The sequence below is a fragment of the Streptomyces sp. NPDC003943 genome (genome assembly GCF_053605265.1).
Map to the genome: position 1 here is coordinate 21,387 of NZ_JBSGIW010000004.1, position 17,648 is coordinate 39,034.

Here is a 17,648-nt window from a genome sequence, read left to right on the forward strand (position 1 = left end):
GAGCGGACGGGACCTCCGATCTGTGAACAGAGTGAGTCGTCATCGCCTTGATCGTAGCCCCGGCGCGCTCGCCCCCGCCAGTGCGAATCAAAATCATGCAGGCGTGCTTGATTGTTTCTTTCGGCGCTGCCAAGGTCTCCCCAAGCCGCACTCGAGCAAGCCATCCTGTCCGCCACGACCCACCCAGAGTCAGGGGGCACGCACGCATGGTGTTTCACAGCGAGTACGCCGACGTCCCGGTCGTCTCCCTCCCCATCCACGACGCCGTCCTCGGGCGCGCCGCCGAGTTCGGGGACACGCCGGCCCTGGTCGACGGCACCGGCGGGGACGGGGCGTTGACGCTCACGTACGGGCAAGTGGACGCGTTTCACCGGCGGGTGGCGGCCGGGCTCGCCGGGGCCGGGGTGCGGAAGGGGGACGTGCTCGCGCTGCACAGTCCCAACACCGTGCTGTTCCCGGTGGCGTTCTACGCCGCGACGCGCGCCGGGGCGGCCGTGACCACCGTGCACCCGCTCGCCACGCCCGAGGAGTTCGCGAAGCAGCTGCGCGACTCGTCGGCGCGCTGGATCGTCACCGTGTCGCCGTTGCTCGCGACGGCGCGCGCGGCGGCGGAGCTCGCGGGCGGGGTGGCGGAGATATTCGTGTGCGACCGGGTGCCGGAGGGCTCGCACGAGGGGGAGGGGGCCCGGTCGCTCCAGGACTTCCTCGGCTCCACCGCGCCCGAGCCGGAGGTCGAGGTCGACCCGGCGGAGGACCTCGCCGCCCTTCCGTACTCCTCCGGGACCACCGGCGTCCCCAAGGGCGTGATGCTCACGCACGCCTCCATCGCCACGAACCTCGCCCAGCTCGAACCGCTCATGCCGATGGGGACCGGCGACCGGATCCTGGCAGTGCTGCCCTTCTTTCACGTATACGGCTTGACCGCCCTGATGAACGCCCCGCTGCGGCGCGGTGCCACCGTCGTCGTGCTGCCGCGGTTCGAGCTCGACGGGTTCCTCGCGGCGATCGAGAAGCACCGGATCAACGCGCTGTACGTGGCGCCGCCGATCGTCCTCGCGCTCGCGAAGCACCCGGCGGTGGCGGAGTACGACCTGTCGTCGCTGAAGTACATCGTCTGCTCGGCGGCCCCGCTCGACGCGGCGCTCGCCGAGGCGTGTTCGGCGCGGCTCGGGCTGCCGCCGATCCTCCAGGCGTACGGGATGACGGAGCTGTCCCCGGCCACCCACCTGGTGCCGCTCGCCGCCGGGAACCCGCCGCCGGGCACGGTCGGCAAGCTGCTGCCGTCGACCGGGATGCGGCTGGTCTCGCTCGACGACCCGGCGAAGGACGTGCCGCCCGGCGAGGCGGGCGAGATCGTGATCCGCGGGCCGCAGGTCATGAAGGGCTACCTGGGCCGGCCGGAGGCCACCGCCGCGATGGTCGACGCCGACGGCTGGCTGCACACCGGGGACATCGGGCGGGTCGACGAGGACGGCTGGCTGTACGTCGTCGACCGCGTGAAGGAGCTCATCAAGTACAAGGGCTTCCAGGTCCCGCCCGCCGAACTGGAGGCCCTGCTGCTCACCCACGACGGCATCGCCGACGCCGCCGTCATCGGCGTCCGGGACGCGGACGGCACCGAGATCCCCAAGGCGTTCGTCGTGCGGCAGCCGCACGCCGCCGGGCTCGGCGCCGAGGACGTGCTCGCGTACGTGGCCGGGCGCGTCGCCCCGTACAAGAAGATCCGGCAGGTGGAGTTCATCGACACCGTGCCCCGAGCGGCGTCGGGCAAGATCCTGCGCCGGGAGCTGAGGGACCGCACATGAGTACGGACAACAGCCTCGTTCACGCCGCGTCCGAACGCGGCATCACCACCCTGACCCTGGACTCCCCGGCCAACCGCAACGCGCTCTCCGCCGCCCTCGTCACCGAACTCGCCGACGCCCTCGCCGCCTGCGCCAAGGACCCGGCCGTCCGGGCGGTCGTGCTCACGCACACCGGCGGCACCTTCAGCGCGGGCGCCGACCTGAAGGCGCCGCCCGGGCCGTACGCCTTCGTCGACCTGCTCCGGCAGATCGTCGAGCTGCCGAAGCCGGTCGTCGGCCTCGTCACCGGCCACGCCCGGGCCGGCGGCCTCGGCCTGCTCGGTGCCTGTGACGTGGTCGTGGCCTCGGAGGAGGCGGACTTCGCGCTCACTGAGGTACGGATCGGGGTCGCGCCCGCCGTCATCTCGCTGACCCTGCTGCCGAAGCTGGACCAGCGCGCTGCCGCCCGCTACTACCTCACCGGCGAGCGCTTCGGCGCGGCCGAGGCGCGGGCGATGGGCCTGGTCACCGCGCCGCTCGCCGATCTGCCACGGATCCTCGACGGGCTGCGCGCGGCCTCCCCGCAGGGGCTGCGCGCGGCGAAGCGGCTGGTCACGGCTAGAGTCCTGGAGACCTTCGAGCGCGACGCGGAGGAACTGGTCCAGTTGTCCGCCACGCTCTTCGCCTCCGCCGAGGCGAGAGAAGGGATGACGGCCTTCCTCGAACGACGGGACCCCACGTGGAGACTGTGACCGGCCCGAAGTCCGGCCCCAGGACCGAGTCCAAGTCCGGCCCCAGGTCCGGCACCGGCGCCGAGCCGAAGTCCAGCCCCCGGACCGAGTCCAAGTCCGGCCCCAAGCAGGACAGGAGCCGCGCCACCCGGCAGCGGCTCCTGGAGGCGGCGGTGGCCTGTCTTGCCGAGCACGGCTGGGCGGGCTCCACCGTCTCGGCGGTCGCCGAGCGGGCCGGCGTGTCCCGCGGCGCCGCACAGCACCACTTCCCGACCCGCGAGGACCTGTTCACGGCCGCCGTCGAGTACGTCGCCGAGGAACGCTCCCAGGCCCTGCGCACCCTCCCCACCCAGGACCGCCGCACGGTCGTCGCCGCCCTCGTCGACCTCTACACCGGCCCCCTCTTCCGCGCCGCCCTCCACCTCTGGGTCGCCGCCTCCGACGAGGAGCAGCTGCGCCCCCGCGTCACCGAGCTGGAGGCCCGCGTCGGCCGCGAGTCCCACCGCATCGCCGTCGAACTCCTCGGCGCCGACGAGTCCCGTCCCGGCGTCCGCGAGTCCGTCCAGGGCCTCCTCGACATGGCCCGCGGCCTGGGCCTCGCGACCCTCCTCACGGACGACCAGGCACGGCGCGAACGGGTCGTCGCCCAGTGGGCCCGGCTCCTCGACGAGGCCCTGGGCTGACGCCTGCCTTCCGGACGGGATACCGGACGGGACGGTGGCGCAGACCCTCCGGGCGGCCACGACAGCGCAGGCCGTCGCCTTCTCCTTCTTCGGCTGCTCCGTCCCGCTCTGTCCCGGCGACCGGGTCGCGACCTCGTTCCCGCTCCGCCTCCGCGACCGAGGTCCCCCCGTCGCCCCCTCCGCGCCGTGACGCGGGCCACATCACGCCTCACCCGCCCGCAGTACGCTTGTCGCATGCTTTCGCTCGTACGTCGCCGCCACGTGGACTTCCTCCGCGTCGCGAGCATGGGCTGTCCCGGTCGTCCCTGACCCCCGACCCTCGCCCCACCCCACCGCCCGGCACGGCCACCACCCCCGGCCCGGCACCGGGCGCCGTACACCCACCGCGGACGCACACCATGAGCCACCCCTCGCAGGCCCACTCCCAGGCCCCTTCGCGCGACTCCTCGCAGCACCTCCCGCAGGACTCCGCCCCGTACCTCTCGTACCCCTCCCAGCTCCCCATCGTCGACCTCGCCGCCGCCGACCGCGGCCCCCAGGCGCGCCGGCTGCTGCACGCGCAGCTCCACTCCGCCGCCCATGACGTGGGCTTCTTCCAGCTCGTCGGGCACGGCGTGAGCGAGGTCGAGACGCGCGCGCTGACCTCCGCCATGCGGGCCTTCTTCGCGCTGCCGGAGGCGGACCGGCTGGCCCTGGACACCACGAACTCGCCGCACTTCCGCGGCTACACCCGGGTCGGCGACGAGCAGACGGCCGGCGCCCGGGACTGGCGGGACCAGCTGGACATCGGGGCCGAGCGCCCGGCGCACGTACCGGGGCCGGGGGAGCCGCCGTACTGGTGGCTGCAGGGGCCCAACCAGTGGCCCGAGGCGCTGCCGGAGCTGCGGCTCGCGGCGCTGAACTGGATCGAGCGGCTCAGCGGGGTCGCCGAGCGGCTGCTGCACGAGCTGCTGACGTCGATCGGCGCGCGTCCGGACTTCTACGACGACGTCTTCGGCCGGGCCGCCCACCCGCACCTGAAGCTGGTCCGCTACCCGGGCAGCAGCGGCGACGCGGGCGACGACCAGGGCGTGGGCGCGCACAAGGACTACGGCTTCCTGACCCTGCTGCTCCAGGACCAGGTGGGCGGGCTGCAGGTGGAGCGGGAGGACGGGCGGTTCCACGACGTGCCGCCGCTGCCGGGCGCGTTCGTCGTGAACCTGGGCGAGCTGCTGGAAGTGGCGACGAACGGCTATCTCGTCGCGACCAACCACCGGGTCGTCTCACCGCCCGGTGCGACGGAGCGGTACTCCGTCCCGTTCTTCTACAACCCGCGGCTCGACGCCCGGGTCCGTCCGCTGGAGTTCCCGTACGCGGCGGCCGCGCCCGGCATCACGGCCGACCCGGCGAACCCGCTGTTCGCCGAGTACGGCCGCAATGAGCTGAAGGGCAAGCTCCGGGCGCACCCGCTGGCGGCGGCCCGCCACCACGCGGACCTGCTGACCGCGCCCGGCCGGCCGGCGATGTCCGCGTAGCCGTCGGCGGAGTCCGCGCAGCTGCCGGCGATGTCCGCGTAGCCGCCGGCGGTGTCCGCGCAGGCGCCGGCGGTGTCCGCGTCGTCGTGGCGTCGCCGCGCCGTGCGTCGTCTCTTGTCGCCCGCGCGGCGCGGCTCGGCCTCAGCCCGCGAGGCTCAGCCCGCGATGTCGGAGTAGCCGACGATCTCGCGCGGGTTCCGCTGGCCGGGGCCCACGTAGCGCGCGGACGGGCGGACCAGGCGGCCGGTGCGCTTCTGCTCCAGGATGTGCGCCGACCAGCCGGCCGTACGGGCGCAGGTGAACATCGACGTGAACATGTGCGCCGGGACCTCGGCGAAGTCGAGCACGATCGCGGCCCAGAACTCCACGTTCGTCGCCAGGACCCGGTCCGGGCGGCGGTTGTGCAGCTCTTCGAGGGCCGCCTTCTCCAGCGCCGCGGCGACCTCGAAGCGCGGGGCGTCGAGCTCCTTGGCCGTACGGCGCAGGACGCGGGCGCGCGGGTCCTCGGCGCGGTAGACGCGGTGGCCGAAGCCCATCAGGCGCTCGCCCTGGTCCAGGGCCTTCTTCACGTAGCCGACCGCGTCGCCGGTGCGCTCGATCTCCTCGATCATGCCGAGGACGCGGGACGGGGCGCCGCCGTGCAGCGGGCCGGACATCGCGCCGACCGCGCCGGACAGCGCCGCGGCCACGTCGGCGCCGGTGGAGGCGATGACGCGGGCGGTGAAGGTGGAGGCGTTCATGCCGTGCTCGGCGGCCGAGGTCCAGTAGGCGTCGACGGCCTTGACGTGCTTCGGGTCCGGCTCGCCGCGCCAGCGGATCATGAACCGCTCGACGACGGACTGCGCCTTGTCGATCTCGCTCTGCGGGACCATCGGCAGGCCCTGGCCGCGCGCCGACTGGGCGACGTACGACAGGGCCATGACGGCGGCGCGGGCGAGGTCGTCGCGGGCCTGCTCGGCGGAGATGTCCAGGAGCGGTTTCAGGCCCCAGACCGGCGCGAGCATGGCGAGCGCGGACTGCACGTCGACGCGGATGTCGCCGGAGTGCACGGGGATCGGGAAGGGCTCGGCGGCGGGCAGGCCCGGGTTGAAGGCCCCGTCGACGAGCAGGCCCCAGACGTTGCCGAAGGAGACGTGACCGACCAGGTCCTCGATGTCGACCCCGCGGTAACGGAGGGCGCCGCCCTCCTTGTCGGGTTCGGCGATCTCCGTCTCGAACGCGACGACCCCTTCGAGGCCGGGTACGAAGTCGGACATGAGGCGGCTCCTCAATCGATGGTCGATATTCGATGGACGATGTTCGGTGGTCGATGTTCGGTGGGCGAAGGCCGACAGGCGCTCCGGGCGGTCGATGATGCCATCTGATCGATGATCAATCATTCGGCCCGGGGGCTTGGTGGAGAGCAACAGTGATCCAGCGCATGAGTCTGTACGGTTCTGATGATGCGGGGAAGCGTGACATCCGGCACACTGCGCCGATCCGGCGACGGAGGATTAGCGGCACGGAGTGCCGGGCAGACTGGGGTGCCGCGCCAGGCGCTACGGCAGGATGGGGCCCGTGACCGACGCCCTGGATCCTTTCGACGCCCTCGATCCCGCCGACATGCGCGAGGTGTACCGGACCATGGAGCTGACCGTGGCCGATCTCGCCCCGGATCCGATCGAGCAGTTCGCACACTGGTTCAAGGAGACCGCCAGCAATCCGGCGATCCACGAGCCGAACGCCATGGTCGTCTCCACCGCCGACGCGGACGGCCGCCCGTCCTCCCGTACGGTGCTGCTCAAGCACTACGACCAGGCCGGCTTCGTCTTCTTCTCCAACTACGGCTCGCGCAAGGGCCGGGAGCTGGCGGCCAACCCGTACGTCTCGCTGCTCTTCCCCTGGCACCCGCTGGCCCGCCAGGTGATCGTCACCGGCCGCGCCGAGCGCACCGGCCGCGACGAGACCGTGGCGTACTTCCGCACCCGCCCGCACGGCTCCCAGCTGGGGGCCTGGGCCAGCCACCAGTCCTCGGTGATCGAGTCGCGGGCCGAGCTGCTCGCCCGGTACGAGGAGCTGCACGCCCGCTACCCGGAGGGCGAGCAGGTGCCGGTGCCGCCGGAGTGGGGCGGATTCCGGGTGGTGCCGGAGACGGTGGAGTTCTGGCAGGGCCACGAGAACAGGCTGCACGACCGGTTGCGGTACGTGCGGGAGGCGGGCGAGGGCGCGGCGGGCGAGTCCTGGCGGGTGGAACGCCTGTCCCCCTGAGGTGACGGACCCAAGGGCCGGGGCCGGGGCCCGGGAACGCAGACGACCCGTGGGCCTTGGTCCCGTCCGCCTAGGTTCGGACGGGAGCCGGCCGGACTGACCGGCGGCCCACGGGTCGGGTGACTGCGGTGGTGTCGGCAGAGTGCCTGCCGAGGTGCACAAGAGTGCGACGGCAGGCGTTAGCCCGCAGTCACCTCACGAGTCCGAAAAGAAACCATTTTTTCGGATCACCTCCTTTCGCGTGTACCCACACCTTAAGAACCCTCGGGCCGTCGCCTCAAGCGATTTATCGCTGCGTTTTTGCGGGAAACAGGATGTGTCTTGGGTCACATTCGAGTTGAATGTGGCCGGGGGGTGCCGGATGAGTGGCTCTGCGCGTGACACAACGGGAACGGCCGGAGCGGCCGGAACGGCGGGAGCGGCGGGGGTGCGGGGGCTGGCCGGCGGCGAACTGCTGACCGCCCTGCTCGACGGCATGGACGCGGCGCTCTGCGCGCTCGATGCCACCGGCACCGTCACCCACTGGAACCGCGAGGCCGAGCGCATCCTCGGCTGGAGCGCCGGCGACGCCGTCGGCCGGCGCGGCTTCGCGGGCTGGGCGGCCCGCAGCGCGGACGCCGAGGAGACCCTGGGCCGGCTGCTGCGCGCGATGACGGCGCCGGGCCGCCAGGTGCACGAGTTCCCGCTGTTACGGAAGGACGGCGGCCGGGTCCTCGTCCGGGTCCAGACCACGGGCGTGCGCGGCGCGGACGGGCAGCCGTCCGGGGTGTACTGCGCGTTCACCGAGGTGCACGTCCAGCTCGACCTGGAGCGGTCCCTCGCCCTGAGCGAGGCGCTGTTCGCGGACGCCGCCTGGGGTGTCGTCCTGGTCGACGTGGACCTGCGCCCGGCCGTCCTCAACGCCTACGCGGTCCGCGCTCTCGGCGCCGGCCGCGGTTCGCTGCTCGGCCGCCCGCTCGGTGAACTCGTGGCGGAGGGCGTGGAGGAGCTGGAGGGCGCACTCCAGCACGTCCTGGCAGCGGGCGCGCCGCCCGAACCGGCCGACGTGTGGCTGACGTTGCGCGGGCCGGACGGCGGCCCGGACGGCGGCCCGGACGGCGGCCCGGGCGGCGACCGGCGGCGCTGCTGGCGGTGCGGTTTCGTACGGCTCGCCTCACCGTTCGCCGAGGAGGCGGAACCCGTACCGCTCGGCGTCGGCTGGCTCTTCCAGGACGTCACGGAGGCCCGCCGCGCCGAACAGGACGCCGACCGGCTGCGCTTCCGCTGGAGCCAGCTGCACCGGGCGGGCGCGGCCGCCGCCGAGTGCGAGGACCCGCTGCGCGCCGCCGCCGTCCTCCTGGACTTCGCCCTGGCGGGCTTCGCCGACCACGTCCTGCTCGACCGTGCCACGCCCGACGGGCGCCTGGTCCGCGCCCTCGCCACCCCGCTCGGCACCCCGGGCCCCGTCGCCCCGGTCGCCTCGGGCGGCATCCCGCTGCGCTACCCCTCGTACCACCCCGCGTTGCAGGCCCTGGCCCACCCGGGCCCCGTCCGCGCCGACGCGACTCCCGGCATCCCCCGCTGGGCCACCGACCGCCGCTGGCCCCCGGACACCGCCCACGCCCTCAGCCTCCCCCTCCGCACCCGCGCCCGCACCCTCGGCGTCGTCACCTTCCTCCGCTCCCCGTCCCGCCCGCCGTTCAGCCGCGACGACACGGCGTACGCGGAGACGGCGGCGGGGCAGGTGGCGGCGGCGCTGGGTGGCGCGTGGAATCCGGGACTCCGGTAGGAAATTGGAGCGGAGTTGTCGGTCAGCCGTGCGATCATCGCGGCTGATCGACGATGTCACCGCTCCTGGGGGGAACGGGAATGTCCCAACCTTCGTGTACGGCGCCTAGATCCGCGCCCTACACCGCCCTGACTGCCACGCTCACACTGTTGCTGTCCCTGCTGCTCCCGATCCTTCCGGCAGAAGCGGCGTGGGCGGTCGAAACGCCTACTGCGCCCGCGCCTACGTCCGCGTCTGCGCCCACGCCTACGTCCGCGTCTGCGCCCGCGTCTGCGCCCGCCGCTCCCGCGGCCGAGGAGTGCACGCCGCTCGCGCTCGCTTCGTTCGGCGGCCCGGGGGAGGCCGTCGGCAAGGCATCGCTGGCCGGAAACGGCACGGCCTGCTTCACCTTCACCGCCGAGAAGCCCGGTATGCACCGGGTTTTGGTCGGCGGCCACTACGACACCCGTGCCACGGTCTACGACGGCGAGACGGCGCTCGACTGCTACGACTACAACTGGGGCCCGGGCTGGTGCGCGCTGCCCCGCGCGGGCGCGTTCACGCTGCGTCTCGACAACAGCTCGTTCGACCCCGACCAGGCGTCGGTGACGGTCACGCCGCTCGTGTCCAACGCCGGCTGCCTTCCCACGACCGGCACGTCCTGGAACCAGGAGCCCCTGAAGGGTTCCCTGGTCAGCCGGGTGGGTCTCATCTGCCAGCCGTTCGAGGCCAAGCCGGGCGAGCGCGTGACGCTCGACTTCCAGATGGTCGTCTACGGCGACGAGCGCGGCTGGATCACCGACGCGACCGGCGGCCCGATCTGCCCGGTGCCCGCTGACGGCGACGGCTGTGTCCTGCCCGGCAGCGGCCCCTACCGCGTCATCGGCGAGGGCAGCTACGCCTCCGAGGGCTTCCCCGCCGAGTACCGGCTGAAGATCCGCCGCCTATCCGACCCCGAGGGCTGTGCGTCCGTGGCGCCGAACGCCTATGGCTCGGCCCCGACCGTCGTGACCCCGGCGACCGGCTGCAAGACCTTCACCGTGCCCACCACCGGCTCGTACGACGTGTACGGCGTCGCGCAGCCCGAGGGGCAGCGCTCGCGCCTCAAGGTCTACGACCAGAAGGGCGAGATCCGCTGCCAGACCTGGGACGGTATCTGCGCGCTGACGTCCGGCGTCACGTACACGGTGACCACCGACGACGCCACCCTGATCCTGGCCCGCGCCGCCACCGCCGGCTGCGTGCAGACCGCTCTCGGCGCGGTCGAGGGCAGCTTCGCCGTGCCCGGTGAGATCGACTGCCTGACGCTGCCGCTCGCCGAGAACGCTCACCTGGCGCTGCTCACGCCCACGCGCGGCACCGCGCCCCGTCCCGACGTCCTCGTCTGGAACGCGCAGGGCGGTTACGTCTGCGGCGACGACAAGCTGACCGCGGGCACCTGTGTGCTGACCGGCCCGGCTCCGTACCACGTGATCGTCTCCACCGACGACACCCAGCCGTCGACCGGCACCTACCGGATGATGCTTTACCGCACGGACGTCGCGAACACCTGCCCGGTCTTCCCGGCGGGCGACTTCAGCGCCACCGGTGCCACGGTCCGCCTGACCACCGGCGGCGGTGTCTTCTCCCACTGCCTGACGATTCCGGCCGACGCACACACCGCCAACGAGAACGTGCAGATCCGCCCCGAGACGGGCGCCGCCCCCGCCCAGTACTCGCTGCTCGACGCCACGGGCAAGCAGATCTGCCAGGGCTGGTCCAACTACGGCAGCTTCACCACCTGCGCGCTGACTCCGGGTCTCGCCCACACCGTGCTCTTCGTCGGTGACGACGCTCCGTCGGCGTACGTCCTGGCCCGCCGTGACGTGACCACGACGGCGAAGGGCTGCGCGCCGACGCCGGCGACTGCCGTCGGCGGCCCGTCGGCGAGCGGCGTCATGGGTGCCCCCGGTGTGCTGGTCTGCCGTCAGGTGACCACCGGTGCCACCGGTGACGTGCTGCACCTGGACGTCCGCGACCCGCTCGGTACGGCGAACATCCTGGCGTACGACAAGGACGGCAACGGCGTACCCACCTGCGGCTACCGCAACCGCTCCTGCGTGGTCTCCGGTTCGGCCACCTACCAGGTCGTGCTGACCGTCCCGGCGAGCCTGAAGGCGGCCGACGCCTACCACTTCGACGCGCTGCGCATCGGCACGCCCACGGGTCCGGCCCCGGAGTGCACCAAGGTCCCGGCCCTCCCCTACGGGTACGGGCCGGTCAAGGGCCGGCTCGACGAGCAGCACACGGCGGTCTGCCTGGCACTGCCCACCGCCGCGGGCGACAGGTTCAAGGTCACGACCGTGGACACCGAGGGCCGGACGGACACTGCCGTGCCCCGGCTGTACGACGCCAAGGGCAGCGACCCGTGCTACCGCACGTCCGAGGGGTACGACTGCGGCATCCCCGGTACGTCGGGGCCGTCGCCCACCACCTTCGTCCTCGGCCTGCCCGAGAAGGCGTCCCTGACGGACTTCAGCAGTCGGCTCGACTGCGCCGCGACCCCTTGCGGCACCGAAGAGGTGTCCGTCGGGACGGTCTCGCCGACCACCGCCCGGGGCGGCCAGGTCGTCACCCTGGCGGTGACCGGCACGGCGCTCGGCATGAAGGACTACGTCCGGCTGACCAACGGCTCCAAGACGCTCACGGCCACCACGGTGTCCGTGTCCCCGGACGCCCGCACCCTGACGGCTTCGCTGGACCTGCGGACGGTCGGTGAGAGCACCTGGAACATCAGCGTGATCACCGGCTGGGAGTACCAGCGCGGCATCTTCACCGTCACCAAGCCCGCCGCGGCCGGTCTCGGCACTTTCCGTCCGATGTCACCCACCCGCCTGATGAACACCATCGCGGGTGTGGGGGTGCCGCAGGGCAAGGTCGGCGCCGGCAAGACGGTCACGCTTCAGGTGGCCGGCAAGGCCGGCATTCCGGCGACCGGGGTCACCGCCGTGGTCATGAACGTGACGGCGGTGGCGCCGACGGCGGCCGGTTACGTGTCGGTGTTCCCTGCGGGCACGGCCCGTCCGGCGACGTCGAACCTGAACTTCACGGCCGGCAAGACCATCCCCAACCTGGTGGTCGTGCCCCTGTCGGCGGACGGCAAGGTCAGCTTCTACAACCACTCCGGTTCGGTGGACCTGCTCGCCGACGTGTCCGGGTACTACGTCACGGACGGCTCCGGAGCCACGTACAAGCCCCTGGGGCCGGTGCGGATGATGAACACCATGGCGGGTGTGGGTGTGCCCAAGGCCAGGGTGGCGGGCGGCAAGACGGTCACGCTCCAGGTGACGGGCAAGTCCGGGATCCCGGCGTCCGGGGTGACGGCGGTCGTGATGAACGTGACCGCGGTGGCGCCGACGGCGGCCGGTTACGTATCCGTCTTCCCGGCCGGTACGGCCCGTCCGTCGACGTCGAACCTGAACTTCACCGCCGGGCAGACCATCCCGAACCTGGTCGTGGTGCCCCTGTCGGCGGACGGCAAGGTGACCTTCTACAACCACTCCGGTTCGGTGGACCTGCTCGCCGACGTGGCCGGTTACTTCACCACGGACGGGCTGGGGTCCGCCTTCAACCCGATCGCTCCGACCCGGGTCATGGACGCCACGGCCGGGGCCGGCGGGACGGTCACCCTTCAGGTGGCCGGCAAGGCCGGCATTCCGGCGACCGGGGTCACCGCCGTGGTCATGAACGTGACGGCGGTGGCGCCGACGGCGACCGGCTACGTGTCCGTCTTCCCGGACGGGACACCGCGCCCCGCCACCTCGAACCTGAACTTCACCGCCGGGACGACCATCCCCAACCTGGTCGTGGTCCCGGTCGTGAACGGGAAGGTGAGTTTCTACAACCACTCGGGGTCCACGCGGCTGCTGGCGGATGTCGCCGGTTACTACGTGTCCTAGGACCTGACACAGAACCCAGGGGCCGCGGCGAGTTCTCGCCGCGGCCCCTGGGTCGTTTTCCGGCCTCGGTGGCGGAATCAGTAGGTCAGTGGAGTCAGTGAGTCAGTGAGTCAGTGAGTCAGTGGAGTCAGTGGCGGAAGAAGATGCGGTCGCCGTACTCCGTCATCACCCGGCCGTTCCACTCGTGGCCGCCGTCCACGTTCCCCGACCGCAGCAGCGGGGGCTCGATGCCGAGGCGGACCAGTTCCTCGGCGGCCGCGGCCATCGTGGCCTGCATGAGGGCGCTGGTGACGACCGTGGAGGCGGGGGCGAAGGGGGCCTCGATGGCCTCGTGGGTGAGCTCGGCGTCGCCGACGGCGATCCTGGAGTCGAGGACGATGTCGCAGTGGTCCTTGAGGTACGTCCCCGAGACGTGCCGGGACTTCGTCTCCGTCGCGTACGCGACCGAGGTGACGCCGATCACGGTGAGGCCGAGGGCGCGGGCGTTCATGGCCATCTCGACCGGGAGGGCGTTGCGGCCGGACAGGGAGATGATGACCAGGACGTCGCCGGCCCGGGCGGGGGAGGAGTCGAGGACGGCGCCGGCCAGGCCGTCGACCCGTTCCAGGGCGGAGCCGAGGGTGGCGGGCATGACGTCGACGCCGACGACGCCGGGGACGGCGAGCAGGTTCATCAGGGCGAGGCCACCGGCGCGGTAGACGACGTCCTGCGCGGCGAGCGACGAGTGGCCGGCGCCGAACGCGAAGAGCCGGTTGCCGTTCGCGACCGCCTCCGCGATGGCGGTGCCGGCGGCCGCGATGTCGTCCGCGTCCTCGTCCCGCACCTTCTGGAGCAGGGCGATCGCGGCGTCGAAGAACTGTCCGGCCAGCTTGCTCTCGCCCATGGCGGCGACTCCTTCTCGTCGTGGTCGCGGATCACGGTGCGGTCTGGACCATTGCTCTGTCAATACCGCCTCGCTCCGGCGCGCCCCGGTTGTCGGTGCGATGCGTCAGAATTGGGGCAGGGCCAGCGCACGACTCATCGAGGGGCACGTATGTCCGGACTGATCGACACCACGGAGATGTACCTCCGCACCATCCTGGAGCTGGAGGAGGAAGGTGTGGTCCCCATGCGCGCCCGGATCGCCGAGCGGCTGGACCAGAGCGGTCCGACGGTCAGCCAGACGGTGGCCCGCATGGAGCGCGACGGTCTGGTGGCCGTCGCCAGCGACCGCCACTTGGAGCTGACCGAGGAGGGCCGCCGCCTGGCCACCCGCGTGATGCGCAAGCACCGGCTCGCCGAGTGCCTGCTCGTCGACGTGATCGGCCTGGAGTGGGAGCAGGTCCACGCCGAGGCGTGCCGCTGGGAGCACGTGATGAGCGAGGCCGTGGAGCGCCGCGTCCTGGAGCTGCTGCGGCACCCGACGGAGTCGCCGTACGGGAACCCGATCCCCGGCCTGGACGAGCTCGGCGAGAAGGCCGAGGCCGAGTCCTTCCTCGACGACTCGATGGTGTCGCTCGCGGACCTGGAGGCCGGCGGCGAGGGCAAGACCGTGATCGTCCGGCGCATCGGCGAGCCGATCCAGACGGACGCCCAGCTGATGTACACGCTGCGGCGCGCGGGCGTGCAGCCCGGCTCCGTGGTGTCGGTGACGGAGTCCCCGGGCGGTGTCCTGGTGGGCAGCAGCGGCGAGGCGGCCGAGCTGGACGCGGAGGTCGCCGCGCACGTCTTCGTCGCCAAGCGCTAGCGGCTGCTCTTCCCGGGTCCTCATCCCCCCAGGGCCCGTTTTACGGCGGAATCGCCACGCACGCGCCCCCTCCCGTGCCACGCTTGGGGGATGAGGGCAGTCCTCCTGACGACACTGAACCCCGGCGCCTCGCGGCGCCGGGGTTCGTCCTCCCCTGATCTGACCTGGAGCCCCGAGCTCTCAAGGTCAGTCCCGTCGGACCGTTTTCCCCGAGCGGTCCGCCTCCCGTTGAAGATCTCCCCTCGGCAGAAGCCGTCAATCCTTGAGCGCTGTCACTCGAACGTGGGGTGTTGAGCGGCAGAAGCGCATTTTCGAATATGGGTTCGATACTCTGGCGCAGTTCCACAGGGACCGGGAAAGAGGGGGTGCCGAGCAGCATGGTGCGACGACTCGACGTCACGGGAGCCGACGGCGTACGCCTGGCGGCCTGGGACTTCACGGAACGGACCGCCCCGCAGAGCGGTCCCGGTGTCTTACTGCTCCACGGTCTGATGGGCCGGGCCTCCCACTGGGCCCCCGCCGCCCACTGGCTCGCCGCCCGGCACCGCACGATCGCCCTCGACCAGCGCGGCCACGGCCGCAGCGAGAAGCCCGCCGCCGGCCCCTTCACGCGTGAGGCGTACGTGGCCGACGCGATCGCCGCCGTCGAGCGGCTCGGCCTCGGCCCGGTCACCCTCGTCGGCCACTCCATGGGCGCGCTCACCGCCTGGCAGCTCGCCGCCGAGCGTCCCGACCTCGTGCACGCCCTCGTCATCTGCGACATGCGGGCCTCCGCCCTCGGTGCCGCCTCCCAGCGCGAGTGGCAGGACTGGTTCCGCCGCTGGCCGCTGCCCTTCCCCTCGCTCGACGCCGTCCGCCAGTGGTTCGGCGAGGACGACCCCTGGGTGGAGCGCCCGCACCCGGCCCGCGGCGCCTTCTTCGCCGAGGTGATGACCGAGCGCCCCGACGGCTGGCACCCCGTCTTCGACCCGGCCCAGATGCTCACCTCCCGCGAGACCTGGGTCCACGACGCCCACTGGGACTCCCTCGCCCAGGTCCGCTGCCCCACCCTCGTCGTCCGCGGCCTCGACGGCGAACTCGGCCGCGCCGAGGCCCAGGAGATGGTCCGCGTCCTGCCCCGCGGGGCGTACGCGGAGATCCCCGACGCGGGCCACCTCCTCCACTACGAACACGCCGACGCGTGGCGCGAGGTGGTGGAGCCGTTCCTGAACGGCGTCCTCACGTCCTGAGTCCCACCGTCTCGGGAGTCGCCGCCGGCTGTGCGTGCGGGCCCCGGCTCGGACAACTCTTGGGGCCCGCTCGGGTGACTCCCGGGGCCTGTGTGGTCAAAGGTCCAGGCCAGCGGTCCTGGGCGGCTGAAATGCGTACCGGCGAACCGGCCATTCCTCTCACTCCGCGTTGACGCTCTGTCATGTGCCGCATAGACATGCCGTGTTCATGTCAGCAATGCCAGCAACGGAGATCGAGGTATCACGTGTTGGGCATACGCCACAGACGCTCGCGCTCGTACGCCGCCGGCCTCGCCGCCGCGGTCGCGCTCTTCCTCCTCCCCACGGCCGCCGCGCAGGCGGCCGAGGCCCCGAAGGCACCGAACACGACGACCGCCGCGCCCACCGCGGCCGTCGAGCACGCCGTACCCGCGACCGAGGGCGCGCGGCTCGCCGAGTACTGGACGCCCGAGCGGATGGCCCACGCCAAGCCGCTCGACATGACCTACCGCGCGCCCAAGGGCGTCCCGGCCGTCCCGCAGGCGCCGCAGAAGCCGACCGGGCCCGCGACCACCGGCTCGAACCCCGTCGAGGGGCACGCGCCCGCGCCCGGCGGCATCAGGATCAGCGTCACCGCGACCCAGGTCGTCGGCAAGGTCTTCTTCACCGGCTCGGACGGCATCGACTACGTCTGCTCCGGCTCGGCCGTCAACAGCACCAACAAGAACATGGTGTTCACCGCCGGGCACTGCGTCCACGGCGGCCCCGGCAAGTCCTGGAACACCAACTGGCAGTTCGTGCCGTACTACGACCACGGCAGCCGGCCCTACGGCACCTGGTGGGCCAAGACCCTCGTCGCCTTCAACGGCTGGACCCAGAGCGGCAACTTCGGCTACGACCTCGGCATCGTCATCACCTGGCCGAACGGCAACGGGGAACTCGTCAACAACGTCGGCGGCCTGGGCGTGCAGTGGAACTACCCCAAGGACCGCTACATGACGTCCATGGGCTACCCGCAGGCCGCGCCGTTCGACGGACAGTGGCAGTACTACTGCGCCGCCACCACCTCGCAGCGCAGCTTCTGGATCACCGACCAGATCAAGATGCCCTGCAACATGACCGGCGGGTCGAGCGGTGGTCCCTGGATCTACGGCAAGGACGACAACGTGTACTACAGCGGCTGGGTCAACGGCGTGAACAGCAACGTCGACAGCGCGACCAGCCCGACCGAGATGCGCTCGCCGTACTTCGCCCAGTGGGTCGGCGACGCGTACAACACGTACTCCACCTACTAGGACCCCGGCCGGGCCCGGGCGCACCCGGGCCCGGCCGGGCTCACCTGGAGCAACACTCAGAACGCGAAGACCGTCCCCTCGCCCGTCGCCGCGCGCATCTCGCACGAGTTGCCGTACCGGGCCGACCAGCGCACCCGCTTGCCCTCCCAGACCCCGTCGCCGGTCACCGTGACCGGGTCCCACTCGCGGGTGCACGGGAGGTGCCGCGAGGTGACGGTCACGCTGTTCAGGCGGGCGAAGTCGCCCTCCGCCTCGTCGAGTTCGCGGCACGCCTCGACCGGTGCGGGATGGGTCCCGGACGGGGTCGGGGAACAGCTCAGGGTGACCGCGCGGACCACCGTGGCGGTGGCGGGGCGTTCGCCCCTGCCGAGCGTGAGCACGAGCGCCGACGGCGGGTACAGGCTCGTGGTCGAGGCGGGCGCGGCGGCGGCGGTGCCGCTGCCGGTGACGGCGGTGCCGAGCAGGGCGAGGCCGCTCGCGGTGGCGAGCGCGGTGGCGCCGAGCGTACGGAAGGAGCGCACGGGGGTGTCCCTTTCCTGTTGGGTCCGAAGACACGGGAGTGACGGGAGATGCGAGCCGATCGGCTGCGCAACGGAGTCTCGTCGACGCGCAGCGTGATCGCACATCCGTCCGCCGTTTTCCGGCCGCACCCCCGTACGACCCCTCGCCCGACTGGTCGTTCGGCCCTCGCGCGGCTGTCTCACCCCGAGCCGTTCAAACCCGTACGGTCCGCCGACCTGCGTCGATGGAAGAAATGTTCGACCTTGGACCAGTT

The 17,648-nt window shown here is 72.2% G+C and carries 13 protein-coding genes; 10 read left to right on the forward strand and 3 right to left on the reverse strand.

Translation table 11 applies throughout. The features are described 5' to 3' along the window. The first annotated feature begins 206 nt into the window (after positions 1-206). From ACWEV0_RS02685 to ACWEV0_RS02700, 4 genes are all read left to right on the forward strand, one after another. Entirely contained in the window at positions 207-1,805 is a 1,599-nt protein-coding gene (locus tag ACWEV0_RS02685) for a 4-coumarate--CoA ligase family protein (RefSeq protein WP_453145802.1), read from the forward strand. Beyond that, a complete protein-coding gene (locus ACWEV0_RS02690; protein WP_453145804.1) occupies positions 1,802-2,536 on the forward strand; it encodes an enoyl-CoA hydratase family protein in 735 nt (244 codons plus the stop codon). Before ACWEV0_RS02685 ends, ACWEV0_RS02690 begins: the two co-directional genes overlap by 4 nt. Then, positions 2,524-3,198, forward strand: coding sequence for a TetR/AcrR family transcriptional regulator (locus tag ACWEV0_RS02695; protein ID WP_453145806.1), 675 nt, complete (start codon positions 2,524-2,526; stop codon positions 3,196-3,198). The genes ACWEV0_RS02690 and ACWEV0_RS02695 overlap by 13 nt, the downstream gene beginning before the upstream one ends. 398 nt (positions 3,199-3,596) lie before the next feature. Then, complete coding sequence (locus tag ACWEV0_RS02700; protein ID WP_453145808.1) at positions 3,597-4,712, forward strand: isopenicillin N synthase family dioxygenase; 1,116 nt, start codon at positions 3,597-3,599, stop codon at positions 4,710-4,712. 155 nt (positions 4,713-4,867) lie between these two features. Here the strand turns inward: ACWEV0_RS02700 and ACWEV0_RS02705 are convergent, their stop codons facing one another. Then, complete coding sequence (locus tag ACWEV0_RS02705; RefSeq protein WP_453145809.1) at positions 4,868-5,968, reverse strand: citrate synthase 2; 1,101 nt, start codon at positions 5,966-5,968, stop codon at positions 4,868-4,870. A 346-nt stretch (positions 5,969-6,314) separates the two neighbouring features. On the opposite strand from ACWEV0_RS02705, the gene pdxH reads away from it, so the two are divergent. The 3 genes from pdxH (at position 6,315) to ACWEV0_RS02720 (ending at position 12,644) form a co-directional block, all read left to right on the forward strand. Further along, positions 6,315-6,959, forward strand: coding sequence for a pyridoxamine 5'-phosphate oxidase (gene pdxH / locus ACWEV0_RS02710; RefSeq protein WP_453146003.1), 645 nt, complete (start codon positions 6,315-6,317; stop codon positions 6,957-6,959). Positions 6,960-7,320: 361 nt separating this feature from the next. Continuing rightward, on the forward strand, positions 7,321-8,727 hold the full coding sequence (locus tag ACWEV0_RS02715; protein ID WP_453145811.1) for a PAS domain-containing protein: 1,407 nt from the start codon (positions 7,321-7,323) through the stop codon (positions 8,725-8,727). Positions 8,728-9,137: 410 nt separating this feature from the next. Beyond that, complete coding sequence (locus ACWEV0_RS02720; protein WP_453145813.1) at positions 9,138-12,644, forward strand: hypothetical protein; 3,507 nt, start codon at positions 9,138-9,140, stop codon at positions 12,642-12,644. Between the two features lie 127 nt (positions 12,645-12,771). Here ACWEV0_RS02720 and ACWEV0_RS02725 read toward each other — a convergent pair whose 3' ends face one another. Further along, entirely contained in the window at positions 12,772-13,527 is a 756-nt protein-coding gene (locus ACWEV0_RS02725; protein ID WP_453145815.1) for an SIS domain-containing protein, read from the reverse strand. A gap of 150 nt (positions 13,528-13,677) precedes the next feature. On the opposite strand from ACWEV0_RS02725, the gene ACWEV0_RS02730 reads away from it, so the two are divergent. From ACWEV0_RS02730 to ACWEV0_RS02740, 3 genes are all read left to right on the forward strand, one after another. Continuing rightward, on the forward strand, positions 13,678-14,370 hold the full coding sequence (locus ACWEV0_RS02730; protein ID WP_453145817.1) for a metal-dependent transcriptional regulator: 693 nt from the start codon (positions 13,678-13,680) through the stop codon (positions 14,368-14,370). Between the two features lie 377 nt (positions 14,371-14,747). Then, positions 14,748-15,599, forward strand: a complete 852-nt coding sequence (locus tag ACWEV0_RS02735) for an alpha/beta fold hydrolase (RefSeq protein ID WP_453145819.1) — start codon at positions 14,748-14,750, stop codon at positions 15,597-15,599. 245 nt (positions 15,600-15,844) lie between these two features. Continuing rightward, positions 15,845-16,873, forward strand: coding sequence for a trypsin-like serine peptidase (locus tag ACWEV0_RS02740; RefSeq protein ID WP_453145820.1), 1,029 nt, complete (start codon positions 15,845-15,847; stop codon positions 16,871-16,873). Between the two features lie 56 nt (positions 16,874-16,929). Here the strand turns inward: ACWEV0_RS02740 and ACWEV0_RS02745 are convergent, their stop codons facing one another. Beyond that, positions 16,930-17,394 carry a subtilase-type protease inhibitor gene (locus tag ACWEV0_RS02745; RefSeq protein ID WP_453145822.1) on the reverse strand — a complete coding sequence of 155 codons (465 nt, stop codon included), beginning with the start codon at positions 17,392-17,394 and terminating at the stop codon, positions 16,930-16,932. Positions 17,395-17,648: the final 254 nt, after the last annotated feature.

What these genes read in the sequence shown, in the direction of transcription:
- ACWEV0_RS02685 (WP_453145802.1), top strand. Translation starts at nt 207, where the DNA reads ATGGTGTTTCACAGCGAGTACGCCGACGTCCCGGTCGTCTCCCTCCCC.
- ACWEV0_RS02690 (WP_453145804.1), top strand. Translation starts at nt 1,802, where the DNA reads ATGAGTACGGACAACAGCCTCGTTCACGCCGCGTCCGAACGCGGCATC.
- ACWEV0_RS02700 (WP_453145808.1), top strand. Translation starts at nt 3,597, where the DNA reads ATGAGCCACCCCTCGCAGGCCCACTCCCAGGCCCCTTCGCGCGACTCC.
- ACWEV0_RS02705 (WP_453145809.1), bottom strand. Translation starts at nt 5,968, where the DNA reads ATGTCCGACTTCGTACCCGGCCTCGAAGGGGTCGTCGCGTTCGAGACG.
- pdxH (WP_453146003.1), top strand. Translation starts at nt 6,315, where the DNA reads ATGCGCGAGGTGTACCGGACCATGGAGCTGACCGTGGCCGATCTCGCC.
- ACWEV0_RS02715 (WP_453145811.1), top strand. Translation starts at nt 7,321, where the DNA reads ATGAGTGGCTCTGCGCGTGACACAACGGGAACGGCCGGAGCGGCCGGA.
- ACWEV0_RS02720 (WP_453145813.1), top strand. Translation starts at nt 9,138, where the DNA reads ATGCACCGGGTTTTGGTCGGCGGCCACTACGACACCCGTGCCACGGTC.
- ACWEV0_RS02725 (WP_453145815.1), bottom strand. Translation starts at nt 13,527, where the DNA reads ATGGGCGAGAGCAAGCTGGCCGGACAGTTCTTCGACGCCGCGATCGCC.
- ACWEV0_RS02730 (WP_453145817.1), top strand. Translation starts at nt 13,678, where the DNA reads ATGTCCGGACTGATCGACACCACGGAGATGTACCTCCGCACCATCCTG.
- ACWEV0_RS02735 (WP_453145819.1), top strand. Translation starts at nt 14,748, where the DNA reads ATGGTGCGACGACTCGACGTCACGGGAGCCGACGGCGTACGCCTGGCG.